Origin of the sequence: Arcicella aurantiaca (genome assembly GCF_003148625.1) — a bacterium.
Classification (GTDB): domain Bacteria; phylum Bacteroidota; class Bacteroidia; order Cytophagales; family Spirosomataceae; genus Arcicella; species Arcicella aurantiaca.
In genome coordinates this window covers 13,886-33,327 of the sequence record NZ_QGGO01000024.1, presented here as the reverse complement: position 1 = coordinate 33,327, position 19,442 = coordinate 13,886, and the positions used below count along the sequence as shown (strand labels likewise).

The following is a 19,442-nucleotide window of genomic DNA, read 5'->3' as shown; positions in this document are numbered from 1 at the left end:
AAATTGAAAAATGAGATTGACATCTCTATACTCTTTTTTATGTTAATTTACCTGACACACCTTTAAAACCATCTCTCATTCCTTTAATCAGGTATCTAAGTCTTTCAAAAAAATTACCGGTATAAATAGAAATAGCAAAAACAACTACAATTCTAATTAATATCTCTTTTAAAAAAAACCAACCCTTTTTATTGTTTCTCTTAAGTGATAATATTAAATTTCTGATTTGATAATAATGTCTGTATGTATCTGATATTGGGAATAATCTTTTTTTTAAAAAAATCACGTCGCCAACTCCGACATTATGAATAAACTTTGCATTTTTATCTACATAAATTGCCAAATTATTTTCCCAACACCTCATAGAAAAGTCCATATCAATATGATCAATAAAAAAGTCTTCGTAAAAAAAACCAACTTTTTCAAAAGTGGTTATAGGTATTAAAGAAAAACTACTTGGTACTTGATGAACTTTTAAAAGGTTAGAATAATTAGAAACTCCGTGTCGCTTTCGAATTCTATATGGCATACCATTTTGTCTCATTGCTGTTGCAGCAATAATCCCAAATGGTTCTTTTAAAAATAACTTGTTAAACGATTTCTCAAGATTTCTTACAGCCTCTAAATTAACTTCACTATCCTGATCAAAAAAATATATTCCTTTACAATCTCCTTCTCTAACTGCTATTTTTACCATCTGATTAAAAGGATAGCCTAAGCCTACATTTCCTTTAGCTGATTTTAAAACAAATACATTGTCTCCAAATCTATCAAATAATAATTGTTTATTATAATTTAGACATTCTAGTTTCGTTGAATTATCAAATACTATAACTTTAATTTCACAAGATAATAATATTTCAATTGACCTTACAAATAATTCGTTTTCGGGATTAAACAATATAATCCCAGCATAAAAATTTTTTTCATTCCCAAAATTATCAGTTGTACTTAAAAGTTGTTCCATTTATCTGTAAGCTCCTTTTTTATTTAATATTCCATCTAAAATCCCCTTAAATGTAAATTTAACATATTCTTTCTTAAAAGAAACATCAAATAAATGTATTGACACATTTAATACTAATCCAAAAACTATTCTGGCCCTATATCCTAATGGCACCCATTGAATTTTGGAAAGAATCAGATTATTTCTAATCATGTAATATCTTCTTAAAGGAGAATGAATAGATATTTCTCTGCCAAGAGACCTCACTCGTTTATCTCCTATAGCGTGTGATATTTCAGTACTCTTGGAGGCAAACAAAAGATAACCTTTACTAGCAGCCCTAAAACACCATTCAATATCAACACAATCTATAAATAAACTATCATCCATTAATCCTACTTCCTTTATAGTTGAAGTTTTAATTAAAGACCCCGAAGCAATTATAAAACTAGCTTTAATATTTTTTTCACTCTCTCTTTCAGGCCAAACTTTTTTAATAAAAATACCTTTTATTCTTATTAAAGGGTAGAAGTTTTTTGTTCTAGGATCAATATAAACGGGACCAATAGCTCCTACTTTATATCCCAAAATATTCAATTCATTCTCTTGTTCTAGTAAATTTTCAACAAAATCATGAGGTATTTTACTATCTTGATCAAACAAAACAATATGTGTACAATTGGATTCAAAAGCTTTTTTTATTCCTTCATTTTGAGCATAAGCTATACCTTCATTTTTAGTTAAATTAACAAAAATGATCGATTTTTTCTTTGTCAATTTCTGAATTAAATCATGAATTTCTAAACTGTTATTTGAATCATTATCAACTATTACCAAAGAATCAACATTTGTATTCAAATGAAACTCTAGAACATCTGCAAATTGAAGTAAATCTGGATTAAATGTTACTATTATAGAAAATATTTTATTTGTCATTCTAAAAGATATAATTGTGCTACTATCAAGCGAGTTAGTATTATAATTGTAAGTATTGCTTTGAGCATAAAACTGGTTATTGGGGTAAAAATGATATTATTTGGTCTCGACAATCTAATTATAAAAATCGCCATTATGATACATTCAAATGGTGCTGCAATATCAGCTAATCTAGAAGCAATAGGGTATATATCGTGAAAAGCAGCATAAAAAAATAAGCTAAATAAAAAAACAATTCCAAATCTTAAGTAGTCTTCTTGAAACTTCATTTGTTTTATTGTTGGTTTATGATACACCAATAAACCCAAAGCAAATATTTTAAGTAAAAAGAAAATATCTGTATAAATTTTGGGAGCTTCAAAATCAGATTCTTCAATAAAATAATTATATAATCTAACATCAGGAAAAGTTGAGAACATGTCAACTATTGATATTTTGTTTAATAAAAACGTTGACAATAGCAGGATTGCTCCTACTGCAAAAAATGAATAGTTAAAAGAAGTTTGTAAAAATTTATACGGATCTTTTACTAAGGCTGCAATCAATATCACTGGTATATAAATTAAAGTACTGGTATGTGACATAATAGAAAGTATCATGAATAGAAAACTATACCAATACTTTTTCTTAATCAAATTTTTATATGCAACTAAAACCATTGCAATACCAAATGATATTCTCACTTGTGTAACATCGTGAACTAAAAAAAATCTAGCAAAATAATATGATACTGCAATAAAGGCAACTGAACTATCCTTAACAAGGAAAGAAATCTTAATTTTCAATGCGATAATTCCTATAAGAAATGAAGTAATTAATATATTTTGCGTTAAATATGCAAAACTTGTATAAATTATTTCCGGACCAGCAATTGAGTCAAAAAAAGAATTAGCATTAGAAGCAATATCAAATATTTCTTGATAATTACCCCAATCTCTAGAAAAAGGCATTAAATTTAATGCGATAATTGTAGCAACTAAAGAAGTTAATATTGATGTAAGATTTTGTCTTAAAATCATAAATTATTACTTGAAATAGTCTTGCAAAATTTATTTGCAAAAAAAATCTGATAATCCTTTTTTAATTTCTATAAAATAGAAAAATACAAAACCTACTATCAACCCTACATAAAAATAGGGGTAGTAAGCATATTCTCTAAAGATTATTGACCATGAGTTTTTATTATTAAAAGGAGTTATCCCTTTATAACCAATTGCCAGCCAAACAACTCTGATACAAATAAAATATCTAAAAAGCCTATATTTATCAATTTCAAAAGCAAGTAAATCAATAAATTTTAAATGATAATATTTTCTAGTAAAGCTTAAATAATTAGAAATAAAAACTTCAAATACATTGTAACCTCCTTTATCACTTGCAGAGAAAACATCGTAATAATTTCTGAAATAAACAATTGCCTTGCCTTTTGCAGACGCTAAACTAAAAGTCCAATCAACCTGCATTAAAAGAGTATGAAAATTCCTGTGAAGAGGTGAGATTTCATCCAAATCACTTCTCCAAATCCCAAAATTGCCAATCCAAGTACATGTAAAGGTTACGGTTTTTAAAAAATCATTAAAATTTAAGCATACACAATCTAAGTCATTATAATTTGAATAGTTTTGATAAAAAAATATAGGCTTTTTAAATTCAATGTTTTTCTCAATCGTATTGAGCATAAATCCTAAAGCATCTTTTTGAAACTTAATAGTATCATTACAAAGTTTTAAATACACTCCAGTTCCTGCCAATAAAGCATTACAGATATTCATTTCTGCTCCAATATTTTTTTCATTTCTAACATAAACAATATTTGAATATTTTTTAATGTATTTATCAGCAATAATAGAAGTATTGTCTGTAGAACAATTGTCTGAAATAATAATTTCAATACGTTCATCAAAATGTAAATCGGACACAATCGATTCTAAACTTTTATCCAAAATATTACCCCTGTTATAAGTGGGGATAGCTAATGTTAATATTCTTTTCATTGTTTTGAATGAATATTTTTTTTAAGAAAAACGGAAATAGGGAAAATTGAAATTAAAAAACAAATTAATAAATTGCTATTTGAAAATTTAATATACTTTTTATATTTAGTAAAAACTTTAAAGGAATATGCCTTAGCTGATTTCTGATAAAACAAAGATTTTACTGAAAAAATCCCTGTCATTTTATCATGATTTTTAATACATTGAATTTTAGTTTCTAAAGAATATGAACTTGGTAAGGAAAAAACTGTATCTGCCCAATTTTTCATGAAATACTCCCATGCTTTATTGGGATACCAAGTATTGATTTTCTTTGTTTTTGGTTTATTGATGTAATCATTATCATCCCAATAAACCTTTATAAACTCCTGTAGCCCTAAATACTCAAAAATAATCCCGAATTGAAAAAAAGATTTATTTTCATATCGTTTAAAATAATTGTTATTAACAATTCGTTCAGAAACTATTAAAGCAGGTAATTGTGTCATATGCCATCCCAACTTCAATAACAAATCTTCTCTTTCGACAAATAATTGGCTTGGCAAATTCTTTACTCTTGAAGAAACATTTATAATATAAGCATCCGGATTTTCAACAGTAAGAAAATTTAAAATAGGAAGTAAAGATTTATTTTTTAAACAAGCAGAATCGCCAATAAGCCAATAGTAGTTAGCCTTAAATAATTTTAGAGTTGATTGTATATTTTTATCAGCTCCTAAATTTTCTTTTTGCTGATTATAAATTATATATTCATATTTCAACATATATTTATTAACGATTACTTTAGTATCATCTGTAGAAAAATTATCGCTAATCAAAATAAAAAAACTATAATCTTTAATTTTTGAAATCAAATCCTCTAGTACTTCCTCAAGAATTTCAGAACGATTATATGTTGGTATACAAAATGCAAGTAAATTATTTTTAATTGATTTTTCCAATTTAATAAAATTTAAAATACTATAAGTGCCATTTGTTTTTACAATTAATAAAAATAAAATTTGCCCAAACTAATGAAAGCAGAGTTATAATAAAATAACCTAGTGTAATACCGATTACTCCAAAAAAATTTCCAAAAACAATAGTTGAAGTCAGACACAAAATACCAGTTACAATAGAAAAAACAAGATAGGGTTCCTTATTGTGACATCGTAAATAAATAGCCCATGAAGAAACAAATTGATTCAAAAAAAGGGCACCCATCATTAAAACTAATGGACCATAGTCCAAAAACCTTTCTCCAAGAACATTTCCTGTGACCGTAATTTTGTAATACTTAATAAAATAAATTGTTAAAAACATTAACACTAATAGTGAGCCATTAATTATTGAAACCTGTCTTAATGTTGTATTAAAAACAGAATCTAATTTTTTATATTCTTTTAATGCTACTAAATTTGAATACTGAGAAACTTTTGTACTCATCCAACTCAAAGACAAAGAATTGATACCATTTAAAAGAGCTAAAACTATACCCATTTGACCTGCAATCATTGGTCCATCAGTTGCAAAAAGTACAGGATTGAATAATTGAAAAATAAAATAGCCACTAATCCAACTAATAGAAATTTTCCATTGATATGGAAAAATTTCTATTCTGTAATTAATTTTCCATTGACCTAAAAGCTTCCATATTTTAAGAAGTACAGTTCTAAAATCTGAAAAAATAAATACAAATACTACAACTAATAATGAACATAATCCTGAAATTGGGGCAGAATAAAGCTTTCCGCCATTAATCAACATTGTCCACAATATTATTAAGTTAATTATTTGCTGCAATAATCTTAATTTAGCAGTTTGTTTTATTCTTCCAATACCTTCCAAAAAAGAAAAAAGAGGTGATATAATGAATGATAAAGAGGTGTTAATAACTAAAATCAGCCATGGTAACTGCCAATTTACGGCATTAACAACTCCAAATTTATTAAAGAAAAAATATCCTATAAAAAGGAGAGCAAAAAAAAGTACAAGACTAATCTTTAAAAATATAGCAAAACAGAAATATAATAAACTTGCCAATCTTGATTGGGCTTTTGATTCTAATCGATCTACTGAAATATCAAATGTAGAAATGTGGACCATTTCATGCGCTGCAAACTGAGTTATTACATTGTTAAAGCCTAGTTCAAAAAAGACTTGCAAGGCTAAAATACTACTGAATGTATAATAAAAACCTTGCTCTTCTTTTGTTAAATATAAAGCAATAAGATATAAAGAAAAAAAGCTGCCACCTGCTTGAATTATTCTTGTCAAAACAGTATACCCAATTGGTCCATCTATACCTATTTTGGTTGTAATTCTTTTTATCCTATACAACATATAATACTATGAATTCAAATAATCTCCAATTATACTAGCAATATAATCATAATGATCTTCTTTTAAACCAGGCCATACACCTAACCAAAATGAATCATTCATTATTTTATCAGTATTGGTTAAATCTCCTACAATTCGTTTCTGTATATTAGCGTAAGCTGGTTGTTTTACTAAATTTCCTGCAAATAATAAACGTGTACCAATTTTATTTTGTTCTAAATGGCTCACTAGTTCATTCCTATTTATTAAAGTGGCATCTTTGATTGTTAGCAAAAATCCGAACCAACTTGGGTCTGAATTAGGTGTAGGTTCGGGAAGAATAAAGTACTCCTCAAATGGTTTTAATTTTTTATAAAGCAATCCATAATTATATCTACGTGCTTCTACAAATTGATCAGCTTTTTGCAGTTGGCTCAGACCAATCGCAGCTTGCATATCTGTTACTTTTAAATTAAATCCAATATGAGAATAAGTATATTTATGATCATAACCATAAGGTAAATCACCAAGTTGCCATTCAAACCTTTTACGACATGTGTTATCACAGCCTGTTTCACAGTAGCAGTCTCTCCCCCAGTCTCTGAAACTTTCGGCTAACATTTTTAACTTTATATTATTAATAAGTACTGATCCTCCTTCGCCCATTGTGATATGATGAGCGGGATAAAAAGAAACTGTCGCTAAATCGCCGAATGTACCCGTTTTTTTACCTCTATAGGTTGCTCCTAATGAATCACAATCATCCTCAATTACCCATAAATTATACTTTTTTGCAACTTCCATAACAATATCCAAATTAAATGGATTTCCTAATGTATGAGCAAGCATGATTGCTTTAGTTTTAGGAGTTATAGCATCTTCTATCAATTCTGCTTTTATATTATATGTTGGAATGTCAACATCTATAAAAACTGGAATAGCACCGTATTGAATTAATGGGTTTACAGTTGTTGGAAAACCTGCTGCTACTGTAATAACTTCATCGCCTGGTTTAATTTGACGTTCCCCTAATTTAGGTGAAGTTAAAGCATAAAATGCAATCAAATTAGCAGAAGAGCCAGAATTAACCAGTAAAGAAGCTTTTGAACCAAAATACTGAGCAAACTGATATTCAAATTTTTTACCAAAACGACCAGTAGTTAACCAGCCATCCATTACTGCATCAATCCCATATAATAAATCATTCTCATCTACTACTTTACCAGAAACAGGAATATAGTCTTCACCTGCAATAATTGTTCTGGTTACGTTTTTTGTTAGTGTAGGCAGAAGTAATTCGATTAAATTACTTTCAAGGTTTTTGAATTGTGAAATTGATTTTTCCATTTATGTTATGTTATGATTGTATGTTATAATCATAAATCATTTTTATTAATAAAAATTAAAAATAGAATCTATGGTAACAAAATACTTACTAAGTGCTTTCCATTGCTATTGGCTTAGAAAAAGGCTCCATTTCTGTAATTGGTTTACCAAATGCAATCTTTGGATATGTATTTGTATGAGGATCAATCATTACTTGGAGTAGTACTGGTAATGATAAATTTTCTTCATTCCACATCCAATTAACAGCTTCTAATATTTCTAATTCATTTGTAACTGTTTTTGCTGGAATACCATAAGCCATGGCTACTTTTTCAAAATCAGGAGCAGAATACCCCCACCAGGTTGATTGATATCTGGATTCAAAGTATGAATCCTGAAATTGACGAATCATTCCAAGATTTTGATTATTCATTACCACAATCTTTATTGGAAGTTTATTACGAACAATTGTTTGTAATTCTTGAATATTTATTTGCATACACCCATCACCAATTATTGTAACTACCGGCGATACATTTAAAGCCAAACAAGCTCCGATTGATGCTGGTAATGCAAAACCCATTGCACCCATACCTCCCGATGTTAAAAATAACTGTTTATTGTTAATTTCTATTGATTGCGCTGCCCACATTTGGTGTGCTCCAACGTCAGCTAAATAGGCTTTAGTTGCAACAGAAGCTTTGGAAAGTTGATGCATAAATACATTTGGATTTATGCCAGCAGTATTTAATTCTCTTGTATCAGGCCATTTAAATCTTAAGTCTTCTATATAATTATACCAATCCGATTTTTTTTGAAAAATTTCTCTTTGAAACTTTTGATTAAATTGATTTAAAAAAACTTTAACATCTGAAACTATTGGAACACATTTTTTTACTCTATTATTTATTTCACCCTCTTCACAGTCAATATGATATATTATTCTATCTTCAAAAAACTTGGTATCTGCTCCAGTTTGTCTTATGTCTAATCGACTGCCAAGTACAATTAATAAATCGCATTCTCCGAAAGCGATATTTGCCCACCTGTTGCCATAGCTTCCAATAAACCCTATTTTTTGCTCATTTACAGAATCTAATGAGTCTATTGCTAAAAGAGTTGTAACTACTGGAATTTTTGTTAATTGCAGAAAGATTTTTAATTCATCATCAGAAAAGGAACTTTTGATACCTCTACCAATAAGTAATAAGGGTTTTTTACTCGTTGATATAGATACTGATAATTCATTTAATTTGCTTAATTCCAAATTGTAGTTTAGGTTTTTATCTTCACAATCGAATATTATTTCTGCTAAAGGGATATTTTCTCTTTGAATATTCATTGGTATATCAATAAGAATCGGTCCTGGCCTTCCTTCTGTAGAGATTCTAAAAGCTTCATTCAAAATTTGAGGTATATCATTAACATTCTCAACACGAAAACATTTCTTCGTAATAGGTTCTGCCATCGAGACAATATCAGTTTCTTGAAACCCCAATTGTCTTATAGACCTATTCCCTTTTTGTTCATGTAGATTAACTTGACCAGTAATAAATATTGCAGGAGATGAGTCAAAATAGCAACTTGCAATTCCAGTTAACAAATTCGTAGCCCCTGGCCCACTGGTTGCTAAAGCTACACCAGGTAACCCCGTAACTCTTCCATAAGCATCTGCAGCAAATGAGGCACTTTGTTCATGATGCATGGTTACTACTTTGATAGAAGTTACTTGATTTAGCGAATCAAGTAAATGTGTAATCATACCTCCTGAGAGTTCAAAAACATAGCCTATGCCTTTTAATTCTATAAACTTCGCAATATAGTCAGATGCTTTCATTTTATTTCACCAATGAATTGAGTACTATAATAAGCAATAGTACTTTCTAAAGCCACCTCAAAGGGTGTATATGGTACCTTACCAACTTTTGTAAAAAATTTATTCATAGAACCTTCAATAAATGAAGATTGATTCTCTCGTAAAGGCAATGCTCCAAATTTCAAATCTATGTCTTGATTATCAGATAAATGTACAATTTGCTGTATAATGCTTTTTAAACTTTTGGCATTAGCTCCTGAAATATTATATATTCCAGATTGCAAATCTTTCTTACATGATAACATATATACTGAATTAGCAAAATCTTTACAGTACATATATGCGTATTGTTGAGTGCCAGAACTTAATTTTAATTCTTTATCTTTTGAAAGAACTTTCTTGATAACTGATGGAATCAACCATTGTTCAGACTCTTTCTCACCAAAAACAGAAAAAACTCTAAGCCAATACCAATTGATATTATTTAATTCACAATAGCATCGAAGAAGTTGATTGGCCAATGTTTTAGTAATACCATAGATGTTATCAGGATTTAAAGGATGTAATTCATTAGCTATACTATCTAATTTACCATATTCAGCTTGTGAACCCAATGCAATGAACTTAATAACAGAAATTTTTTGTGCAACTTCCAATAACTCAGCAAGCATAGTTATATTTCCCATCTGTAGAGCAAGCTTATTTCTTGAATCAGACGTAACACCATTCCAAGCAGCATGCAATATTATAGAAGGATTTAAATAAATAACTTTAGATTGCCAATCTGGTTCATCAACATTGATCCAATTAATGTCATTTAAATATTCACTATTTCGCCATGTATCAGAGTTCACTCTCTTAAGACCTATTACATTAAAACCTTCTACTAAGAATTTTTCAGCAATATGAGAACCTAAAAAACCTGTAATACCAGTTATAAGTATTGATTTAGACATTTGTGATAAATGATTTTATCTGCTTTTCAGTAAAGTCAATGATACTGTTTTTTTTATCAAAATAAGCTTTATACCAATCGATAGTCATAGAAACTGCTTCGGACGCATTAAATTGAGGATTCCAATCTAACTTTTTTAATGCTTTGCTAATATCTAATTTCAGTAATCCAGCCTCATGGAGTTGATTACTTAATAATTGTATTTCGTAAGTACCCAATCCCCAACGTTCGATGGCTATCTTTACCATTTCCTCCACAGACAAGGCATCCGAAGAATTGGGCCCAAAATTAAAAGCTTCAGAGAACTTTAGGGGTGTTTGGTGAAGATTTATGCCTAATATTAAATACCCTATTAATGGTTCTAAAACATGTTGCCAAGGACGTACCGAGGTAGGATTTCTAACAATAATAGGTTGTTCTCTATTTAATGATTTTACTATATCTGGCATTAATCTATCTTTTGCCCAATCACCGCCTCCAATTACATTTCCTGCTCGCCCTACTGCTAAAGCCTTATTATGTATATTATAATTAGAAAGATTAAAAAATGAATTTCGATATGAATCTATTATTAACTCCGCACATGCCTTACTGGCACTATAAGGGTCATAGCCTCCGAGTTTATCATTTTCTCGATAAGGATAATCCCACTCATTATTATAATAAACCTTATCTGTAGTTATTAATATTACGGAGCAAGGATTTTCTAATGTCTTGACCGCATCTAATAAATTAGCAGTACCAATTGCATTTACCTCAAAGGTTTGAGAAGGAATCTCATAAGATAATCGTACTAAAGGTTGAGCTGCAAGATGGAAAACAAAATCAGGTTTAAAAGTTTTTACTTCGTTTAGCAATTTCTCTCTATCCAATAAATTCCCAATTATGGATTGGCATAGCGTTTCCCCATTAAGCAAATTATACAAATCAAATTCGCTTTCTGGTGCTAATGAATACCCTTTTATATCTGCTCCAAATAAATGTAGTATTTTTAAAAGCCAACTTCCTTTAAATCCAGTATGTCCAGTAATAAATACTTTTTTTCCTTTATAAACAGAACTTAAATTTATCATTTCCATATTTTCCATTTTGCATTTTCAGAATTCCATTCTTCTTCTAATTCAATTTTATCACGCATTGCATCCATACATTTCCAATATCCTCTATGGCGATAAGTTGCCAACTGTCCATCATTAGCAATTTCAATTAATGGTTTCTTTTCCCACTGAATATCGTTCATATCTCCTTCAACATAATTGAATATACCAGCATTTAAAACGAAGAAACCTCCATTTATCCAAGTTCCATCTCCTTCGGGTTTTTCTTGAAATTTTAATACTAATCCATCTTGATTGGTTTCAATATTACCAAAACGGCCTGGTAATTGAACGGAAGTAAGCGTAGCTAATTTGCCGTGACTTTCATGAAAATGTAACAACTCTTTAATATTTACATCCGCCACCCCATCTCCATAAGTCAACATAAATGTTTCTTCACCAACGTACTTTTTTATCTGTTGAATTCTACCAGCCGTATTTGTTGTTAAACCTGTATCAACTAAAGTAACTTTGAACGATTCTGAATTAGAATAGTGAATATCTAATTTATTATTATGGAGTTCAACTGTAATATCAGAATTATGGAGAAAGTAGTTTATAAAATATTCTTTTATTGTGTATCCTTTATATCCTAAACAAATTATAAAATCATTAAAACCATGATGTTCATATATTTTCATAATATGCCATAAAATTGGTTTGCCACCAATCTCAACCATAGGTTTAGGCTTCAAAGACGTTTCTTCACTAAGACGAGTACCTAATCCACCTGCAAGAATTACAACTTTCATAATAATATTTATTCTTTAAAATTGGTATAATTTCTTTAATATTAATTTTGGGAGGTTACTAGTATGGCTTTACCAATTCTTCTTTAAACCCAAGTAAAAACCAACACAGTCTTTATGTAACTCACCACTATCAATTGCAAAAGACAATTGAATTATTGTTTTTTCTAAAAATAAGGGGGAATAATTTAAACTAATTAATCCAGAAAATTGATTCTTTACTTTCAAAAAAGACGATTCATATGTACCAGCATTTTTGATATTAGCAATTCTAATTTCTGAACTTATGTTATTATTAATTACACCTAAGACTCCTAAATAAAACGCTTCAGCCCGAGTATTATTAAAAAATAAATTTGTAGTATTCGTAATGCCTGAAAGATTATTAATAAATGACGTACCTAATGAGGTTTGGTTGTAAGACCAGCCATTTTTATAAACACCATTATTAAAATAATTATCTCCCCCTCTTAATCGAGCATCTGTATTATCAGAGCCTCCAACACCTCCTTGGCTGGTAGTATTCAAATACTCAACCACGACTTTTTGTATTCTAATCTTAGCGTCAGATGTTTTTTTGATATTTATAGAAATGCCATTCAAACCATCAGCAATATTGCTCAAATAAGCCAAAGATCCGTCTTCATAAATGTTTTGTCTATAACATAAAACCGAAAAGTCTTTAACATTTATTTCAAATCCAAAATCAAGTGTTCCTAAATGATTTCCGGAACGATTTAAAGCATCATTAGAGCCATTTTTAGTAGTATCACTGGCACCTGCCAAACTCCTTCCCGTAACAATATTGAGATAATCGTTAAAACTGGAGCCTACTTTTCCATTGATTGCAAATTGATTCTTTGGATCTGGATATAATAATTCCCCCCCCCACTGCACTTGATGATTAAATCCTCCGTAAAAATGAAATTCCCAATCAGGTTTACCTAATCTGAAATATAAACTCTTTTGATGCAAATAAAAGTTTTTCACATCAGTACGAGAGTTTTCAAACCAACCATGAGCGTAGTTTCCTTTGAAGGATAAAAAGCCTTTAGTAAATCCCAAAGGGACAAAATTGGGTGTTGAAATTTGTATTTTAGGCATTGGCAGTGCATTACCTGACCAAATGTAAGAACCTGAAGATAGTGTCGTATCAACCAAACCAACTATTTCTTTTCTTCTTCCTGCATAAATTTCAAATGCTCCATATTTGGCTTTAATATATGCTTCAGGAATAAGTATCTGATTCTCTTTGCCAACATTCCCAACGACATTTAAACCATATCCCCAATCAAATTTTGATAATTTATAATGGTCTTCTTTAGTGACTGGTTTTTTATAATCAGAAGATATGCTTCCTCGTAATGTTAAAATCGGAGCTTGTGTAGGTACAATTCCATATTGATTCGCCCTCAACCAAAAAGGTGTTTCTCCTGTTGTTGATAAGATAGTACCAACTTCAGCGGTATATTTAATTTCTCTTTTAATCTCTTCATGCTGTCCGAAAAGATTAAATATGATAAAAAAGAAAAATATAAATAGCCCTGCTTTCAAATTATTTATTTTTAAAAATAGCAATATCAGCTTGCATCATATCATCTACCAGAGCATTAAGGTCATATTTAGGAGTCCAACCTAATTTAGTCATTGACTTTGTTGGATCGCCTATTAATAATTCAACTTCAGTTGGTCGGAAGTATTTTTCATCAACTGAAACAACTATTTTACCTATTTCTACTTGATATTCGCTATTATGACAAGCAACTACTTTCCCTACTTCATTTACGCCTTCACCTTCAAAGGCAACCTCTATGCCTAAATAAGCAAAAGACATTCTAACGAACTCTCGCACTCTCGTAGTTACTCCTGTGGCAATTACATAATCTTCTGCAACTTCTTGTTGCAATATTAGCCACATTGCTTCTACATAGTCTTTGGCGTGTCCCCAGTCTCTCTGTGCATCTAAATTTCCAAGATACAATCGTTCTTGTTGTCCTAAGGCAATTTGAGAAACAGCTCTTGTAATTTTACGTGTAACGAAAGTTTCTCCTCTTAAAGGAGATTCATGGTTAAATAAAATTCCATTAACGGCAAACATATCGTAGGCTTCACGATAATTAACAGTTATCCAATAACCATACAATTTAGCTACGGCATAAGGAGAACGTGGATAAAACGGCGTTGTTTCTGACTGAGGAACTTCTTGTACTAAACCATATAATTCTGACGTAGATGCTTGATAAATTTTGGTTTTCTTTGTTAAACCTAATAGTCTTACTGCTTCCAAAATTCTTAAAGTACCTATTCCATCTACTTGAGCTGTGTATTCTGGTTCATCAAATGAAACTTTCACATGAGACATTGCTCCCAAATTATAAATTTCATCAGGTTGTACTTCTTGAACAATACGAATTATATTGGTTGAATCACTTAAATCGCCATAATGAAGAATAAATTTAACATCATCTTCGTGCAAATCTTCATAAAGATGGTCTATTCTCTGAGTATTAATCAAAGAGCTTCTACGTTTAATGCCATGCACTTCATATCCTTTTGAAAGTAGTAGCTCTGCTAAGTATGCTCCATCTTGTCCTGTAATACCTGTAATGAGTGCCTTTTTCATTAAATGTTAAATATAATTAGGATATTACCTAATTTAGTCCTTCTTAAAATAGTAATATATTGATATATCTATTCTGAAATACAGAATAAAATCACTTGTGTACAAAGGTAATAAATGATTAGGTCTAAGACAAAACAATATTTCTTCTTTGTCAACCAACAAAAATATAAGGTAATGACATTCAGACAATTAATAACGAGCAAACAATAAACAAATCTATTAAACGGCAAAACATTAAAGTCTTGCATCAACTAATGATTTATCTAACACGCCTTTTATATCAAATATTACTGCATTATCATTTTTGAAGTTTTCTAAGTTGAGAGTCTTAAAATCATTGTGAGCAACTGCTAATAATATCCCATCATACTTAGTCTCTAAAATATTCAGGAGATTAATATTATACTCATCTTTAACTTCATGTTTATCAGCCCAAGTATCATAAACATCTACATTTATGCCAAACTCTCTCAATTCATTATAAACATCAACTACTCGTGAATTACGAATATCGGGACAGTTTTCTTTAAATGTAACTCCTAATATTAGTACATTGCTTCCTTCTACTTTATGCCCTTTTTTAATTAACAATTTAACTAATTTATTTGCTACAAAAATCCCCATATTATCATTTACTCTTCTTCCTGAAAGAATTACTTGTGGATAGTACCCAAGGCTTTCTGATTTATGAAGTAAATAATATGGATCAACACCAATACAATGTCCGCCTACAAGTCCTGGATTAAATTTCAAGAAATTCCATTTTGACCCTGCGGCTTCTAAAACTTCTGAGGTATCGATTCCCATTTTATCAAAGATTAAGGCTAATTCATTTACAAATGAAATATTCACATCTCTTTGGGCATTTTCAATAGCTTTACTGGCTTCTGCTACTTTCATGGATGTTGCTTTATAGGTTCCTGCTTCTATGATTGAACCATATAAGGAATCTACAAAATCTGCAACTTCAGGAGTTGAACCAGAGGTTACTTTTTTAATTTTAGTGAGCGTATTTACTTTATCTCCTGGATTAATCCTTTCTGGTGAATAACCACAAAAGAAATCTTCATTAAATTTCAACCCACTTTCCTTTTCCAAAACAGGAACGCAATCTTCCTCTGTACATCCTGGATAGACCGTTGATTCATAAATAACTATATCTCCTTTTTTGAGAACACCTCCAACCGTTTTACTGGCAGATAAAAGTGGTTTTAAGTCTGGTTTTTTATAATTATCAATTGGCGTTGGAACAGTGATAATAAATATATTACATTCCCTAATATCCAAACTTTGATTTGAAAATTGCAAGTATTTGGCAAATAAAATTTCTTGTGAATTCCTCTCACGTGTTTTATCGTAGCCCTCCTTCAACTCTCCTATCCGAGTCGCACTAATATCAAATCCAATCACAGAATATCGTTTCCCAAATTCTACTGCAAGTGGTAAGCCTACGTAGCCAAGGCCAATAATCGCTATTTTAGTATTTGGAATATTGAACATACTATTTTCATGTAATAAGATAAAACTTAGATTTTAATAATTTTAATAGAGTAGTCTTATTTCAGGTCAAAGATAACTCTCTATATTGCATGTATCCAAATACCATGTCTTATTATTGATATTTCTATTCATTTGTCAAGTTATGAGAACAATTCTACCCATAATAAATCATTGTTATTCTTGTACTTTTTCCTAAATTCGGGAAAAAACTATCTAAGAAAATTAATCCATTGAATACACAAACTACTCACAACCCTATCCGTTGGGGAATACTCGCTTGCGGAAATATTGCTGAAAAATTTGCTGATGATTTAGTTGCTCATGTGCCTGATGCGGTTGTTTATGCTGCTGCTTCGAGAGATATAAATAAAGCTAAAGCCTTCGGGGAACGATATAATGCTACAAAAACATTCGGAAATTATCAAGAATTGGTTGATTGTCCTGAAGTTGATGTCATTTATATTGCATCACCTCATGCTCAACATTATGAACATACGCTTCTTTGTCTGGAAGCAGGCAAACCTGTGTTGTGTGAAAAAGCCTTTGCCATTAATACGGGAATGGTTTCAGAAATGATTTTGAAAGCTCGTGATAAAAATTTGTTTCTAATGGAAGCAATATGGACACGATTTCATCCTGCTATCGCACAAACTTTAGACATCGTACAATCGGGACAAATTGGCGATATTATTCACCTCACGGCAGATTTTGGCTTTTTAGCAACTTATGATGAAAATGCGAGATTATTTAATCCGTCGTTAACGGGTGGTTCTTTGTATGACATTGGTATTTATCCTTTATTTATCAGTAAATTATTATTAGGAAATCCAAAAGAAATAAAGGCTTTGGCTACGCTTGCTCCTACTGGTGTGGATATGAATACTTCTATGACACTAAATTATGAAAGTGGTGCAACGGCTTCTCTATTTTCAACTTTTGCCGCACAAACTGATTCCACTTGTACTATTTACGGAACAAAAGGAAAAATATTCTTGCATGGTCGTTTCCATGAAACTAAAGGTTTGACTTTACAAATTGAAGGTCAAGAACCTCAGTTTTTTGAAACAGAAAGATTAGGTCATGGCTATTCGTATGAAATCGAGGAAGTACAAAGATGTTTAAAAGCAAGCATGACTGAGAGTGATAAATTACCGCTTCAATTCAGTTTGGAATTAATGGAATTGCTTTGTGAAATCAGAAGCCAAATAGGTGTAGTATATCCACAAGAAATCTCTTAAAACTAAAAGGCGACTATGGTTTATTTCATAGTCGCCTTTTTAATATCACAAACAGAAAGGTAATAGTTTTGCAAAATCCATCATGGTAAGTAAATTTATCTTTTTACTTAATATCAAATCGCTAATAAAGAGCGTTTAATGCAATTTTATCATAATTTGAGAATGGAACATCACTGCCTGCACAAGAAATCATAAAAGAAGCATTATCAATGGTTGATGGTGTTCCGGGAATTAAAATTGCTCCAACACCTGCTGTACCTTCATTACCACCTCCGCAAACACGAGCCATATAATCTGTATGGCGGAAACCAATACAGTGACCTACTTCGTGCGTTAAGACGGTTGCCACAAATCCTAAACTTGGACTTGCCCCAAATGTTGAAGGCTTCATTTTAACCGTTCCATAAGGATTTCCCGAAGATGTTGGAAAACCTGCCGAACCTAAAACGCCACTTGGTAAAGTCTCATCTTTGGTAATATTGATAGTCGCTGTTCCACTGGTAATACGTTGAAATGTCAATAATAATCCTTGTGAATTGTAACGTGCTATCATCTCATCTGTTGCTTGAACAAAAATAGTTGGAAGTGTTGTTGCCACTTTTACTTTAATCACTCTTGGCAATCCTGTTACTAAACGAGTAGTACGGTATTGCTCTTCTTTGGGAGCAGCCTTATCGTACATCAAAGCACCTTTCGCTAAATCTTCTTCAGTTAAAAGTACATCTTTTTCTACTAAATAGCCTTCTGCTACTTTCAGAGCATTATTTGGATTAAATCCCAAAGCTTTTATTTTAGCTGCGGCAACACTTGATATTGCTTCTTGTTTAGGAGCAACTGACGACTCACTAATGTCTGAACACGAAGCAAAAAAAATAGAACCTGTAATTAAGGTAGCGGTAAATAATCTTAGATTCATAATTGTTGTTGTTTTAATAATATGAAGTTTGCGATATTACATTTTGAAAAGCATTGAGATTTCACCCCTTAGAGATTATATTTCTAAGAGCCTTTAAGCTAACAATAAAATTTTAAAGGAAACTATTTAAGGAAGATTGCGGATATTGTTGTTTGAAAACAACTAAAGCAAGTTATGTGTTTACAATATGATAAACAAATGTTTTGAGAATTATTTTTAAAAACCATTTAGTGAAAACGCAAAAAATAAGCATTAATCGGCAAAATTTCCATGTAATAAATAGGAACTGGATTTTAAGAATTAGGATTTAGTATTATCATGGCTTCATTATCAAACCTATGAAAATCATAATCGAAACGGCAAAACGTTCTTAAATCCTCACTGTACTTACTTAATAGAAATCATATTGATAAGTATCTCGTTCTAATCAGTTTATCATATTACCCAAACTACATTTAAAAACAAAAACGTTATTATTATTATTCTTAGAAAATGTTTCTATTACCTCAAAACCAATCTGGGTTAATAGTTTTGATAGTTCTTCTTTTGTAAAAAGTCTTTTGCCACAACCTTCGTGTATTTCGCCTACGGACATTCCGATTACTTCTTCAATAAATAATATTCCGTCTTTTTTAAGAATATTTAAAATATCTCGAAGAATTAAAGAAGGAGAAGAAAACTCGTGCAAGGAATTAATTATCAATACTTTATCAAAAGTATTTTGGGGCAAATTAGTTTTTTTTTGAGTTCCAATAATAGGAATAAACTTTCCATTAATCTTTTTTTTCAACAATTTCTCATAATACTGAACGCCATAATCTATTTCTTCTTGATTACAGTTTTGTTCATCAATATCCTGAATATAAAACGTCAAATTATCAACCTGAGAAGCAAACCAAATTTCCCAAACGCCACTGCTTGCCCCAACAGAAGCAATGGTTTCATTTTCTTTAAATTGAAAGGTTTGGAGAGACTTTTGCATTTGGGTTTATTTTAGAGAATCAAAATTATATCAAAGATTAGTCAACTTTTAAAAAGTTGACTA

17 protein-coding genes are annotated in these 19,442 nt (G+C 30.5%); 1 reads left to right on the top strand and 16 read right to left on the bottom strand.

Going from position 1 to position 19,442, the window contains the following annotated elements; translation table 11 throughout:
• Nucleotides 1–37: 37 nt before the first annotated feature.
• The 14 genes from LV89_RS18405 to tviB all read right to left on the bottom strand — a co-directional run bounded on the left by LV89_RS18405 (nucleotide 38) and on the right by tviB (nucleotide 16,243).
• Nucleotides 38–967, bottom strand: coding sequence for a glycosyltransferase family protein (locus LV89_RS18405; RefSeq protein ID WP_109744392.1), 930 nt, complete (start codon nucleotides 965–967; stop codon nucleotides 38–40).
• Nucleotides 968–1,882, bottom strand: a complete 915-nt coding sequence (locus LV89_RS18400; protein WP_109744391.1) for a glycosyltransferase family 2 protein — start codon at nucleotides 1,880–1,882, stop codon at nucleotides 968–970.
• Nucleotides 1,879–2,901, bottom strand: coding sequence for an EpsG family protein (locus tag LV89_RS18395; RefSeq protein WP_109744390.1), 1,023 nt, complete (start codon nucleotides 2,899–2,901; stop codon nucleotides 1,879–1,881). The genes LV89_RS18400 and LV89_RS18395 overlap by 4 nt, the downstream gene beginning before the upstream one ends.
• 30 nt (nucleotides 2,902–2,931) lie before the next feature.
• Nucleotides 2,932–3,876 (bottom strand): glycosyltransferase family 2 protein, encoded by a 945-nt coding sequence (locus LV89_RS18390; protein ID WP_109744389.1) that lies wholly within the window; start codon nucleotides 3,874–3,876, stop codon nucleotides 2,932–2,934.
• Entirely contained in the window at nucleotides 3,873–4,817 is a 945-nt protein-coding gene (locus LV89_RS18385; protein WP_158279626.1) for a glycosyltransferase family 2 protein, read from the bottom strand. Before LV89_RS18385 ends, LV89_RS18390 begins: the two co-directional genes overlap by 4 nt.
• Nucleotides 4,818–4,836: 19 nt before the next feature.
• Entirely contained in the window at nucleotides 4,837–6,198 is a 1,362-nt protein-coding gene (locus LV89_RS18380) for a lipopolysaccharide biosynthesis protein (RefSeq protein ID WP_109744387.1), read from the bottom strand.
• A 6-nt stretch (nucleotides 6,199–6,204) separates the two neighbouring features.
• On the bottom strand, nucleotides 6,205–7,524 hold the full coding sequence (gene rfbH / locus LV89_RS18375; RefSeq protein WP_109744386.1) for a lipopolysaccharide biosynthesis protein RfbH: 1,320 nt from the start codon (nucleotides 7,522–7,524) through the stop codon (nucleotides 6,205–6,207).
• Nucleotides 7,525–7,612: 88 nt separating this feature from the next.
• Nucleotides 7,613–9,340 (bottom strand): thiamine pyrophosphate-binding protein, encoded by a 1,728-nt coding sequence (locus LV89_RS18370; RefSeq protein ID WP_109744385.1) that lies wholly within the window; start codon nucleotides 9,338–9,340, stop codon nucleotides 7,613–7,615.
• Complete coding sequence (locus LV89_RS18365; RefSeq protein WP_109744384.1) at nucleotides 9,337–10,275, bottom strand: NAD-dependent epimerase/dehydratase family protein; 939 nt, start codon at nucleotides 10,273–10,275, stop codon at nucleotides 9,337–9,339. Before LV89_RS18365 ends, LV89_RS18370 begins: the two co-directional genes overlap by 4 nt.
• Nucleotides 10,268–11,362 carry a CDP-glucose 4,6-dehydratase gene (gene rfbG, locus LV89_RS18360; RefSeq protein ID WP_109744383.1) on the bottom strand — a complete coding sequence of 365 codons (1,095 nt, stop codon included), beginning with the start codon at nucleotides 11,360–11,362 and terminating at the stop codon, nucleotides 10,268–10,270. Before rfbG ends, LV89_RS18365 begins: the two co-directional genes overlap by 8 nt.
• Nucleotides 11,344–12,123: a glucose-1-phosphate cytidylyltransferase gene (rfbF, locus tag LV89_RS18355; RefSeq protein WP_109744382.1), complete on the bottom strand. Its 780-nt coding sequence runs from the start codon at nucleotides 12,121–12,123 to the stop codon at nucleotides 11,344–11,346. Before rfbF ends, rfbG begins: the two co-directional genes overlap by 19 nt.
• Nucleotides 12,124–12,192: 69 nt before the next feature.
• The gene (locus LV89_RS18350) at nucleotides 12,193–13,674 is read right to left on the bottom strand and encodes a capsule assembly Wzi family protein (protein WP_158279625.1); all 1,482 of its coding nucleotides are present in this window, start codon (nucleotides 13,672–13,674) and stop codon (nucleotides 12,193–12,195) included.
• A 1-nt stretch (nucleotide 13,675) separates the two neighbouring features.
• Nucleotides 13,676–14,743 carry a GDP-mannose 4,6-dehydratase gene (gene gmd / locus LV89_RS18345; protein WP_109744380.1) on the bottom strand — a complete coding sequence of 356 codons (1,068 nt, stop codon included), beginning with the start codon at nucleotides 14,741–14,743 and terminating at the stop codon, nucleotides 13,676–13,678.
• 234 nt (nucleotides 14,744–14,977) lie between these two features.
• Complete coding sequence (tviB, locus tag LV89_RS18340) at nucleotides 14,978–16,243, bottom strand: Vi polysaccharide biosynthesis UDP-N-acetylglucosamine C-6 dehydrogenase TviB (RefSeq protein ID WP_109744379.1); 1,266 nt, start codon at nucleotides 16,241–16,243, stop codon at nucleotides 14,978–14,980.
• A 230-nt stretch (nucleotides 16,244–16,473) separates the two neighbouring features.
• On the opposite strand from tviB, the gene LV89_RS18335 reads away from it, so the two are divergent.
• Complete coding sequence (locus LV89_RS18335; RefSeq protein ID WP_158279624.1) at nucleotides 16,474–17,481, top strand: Gfo/Idh/MocA family protein; 1,008 nt, start codon at nucleotides 16,474–16,476, stop codon at nucleotides 17,479–17,481.
• A gap of 121 nt (nucleotides 17,482–17,602) precedes the next feature.
• Here the strand turns inward: LV89_RS18335 and LV89_RS18330 are convergent, their stop codons facing one another.
• Nucleotides 17,603–18,397: a M57 family metalloprotease gene (locus LV89_RS18330; protein WP_109744377.1), complete on the bottom strand. Its 795-nt coding sequence runs from the start codon at nucleotides 18,395–18,397 to the stop codon at nucleotides 17,603–17,605.
• Nucleotides 18,398–18,824: 427 nt separating this feature from the next.
• Entirely contained in the window at nucleotides 18,825–19,379 is a 555-nt protein-coding gene (locus LV89_RS18325; RefSeq protein WP_109744376.1) for a class I SAM-dependent methyltransferase, read from the bottom strand.
• Nucleotides 19,380–19,442 lie beyond the last annotated feature (63 nt).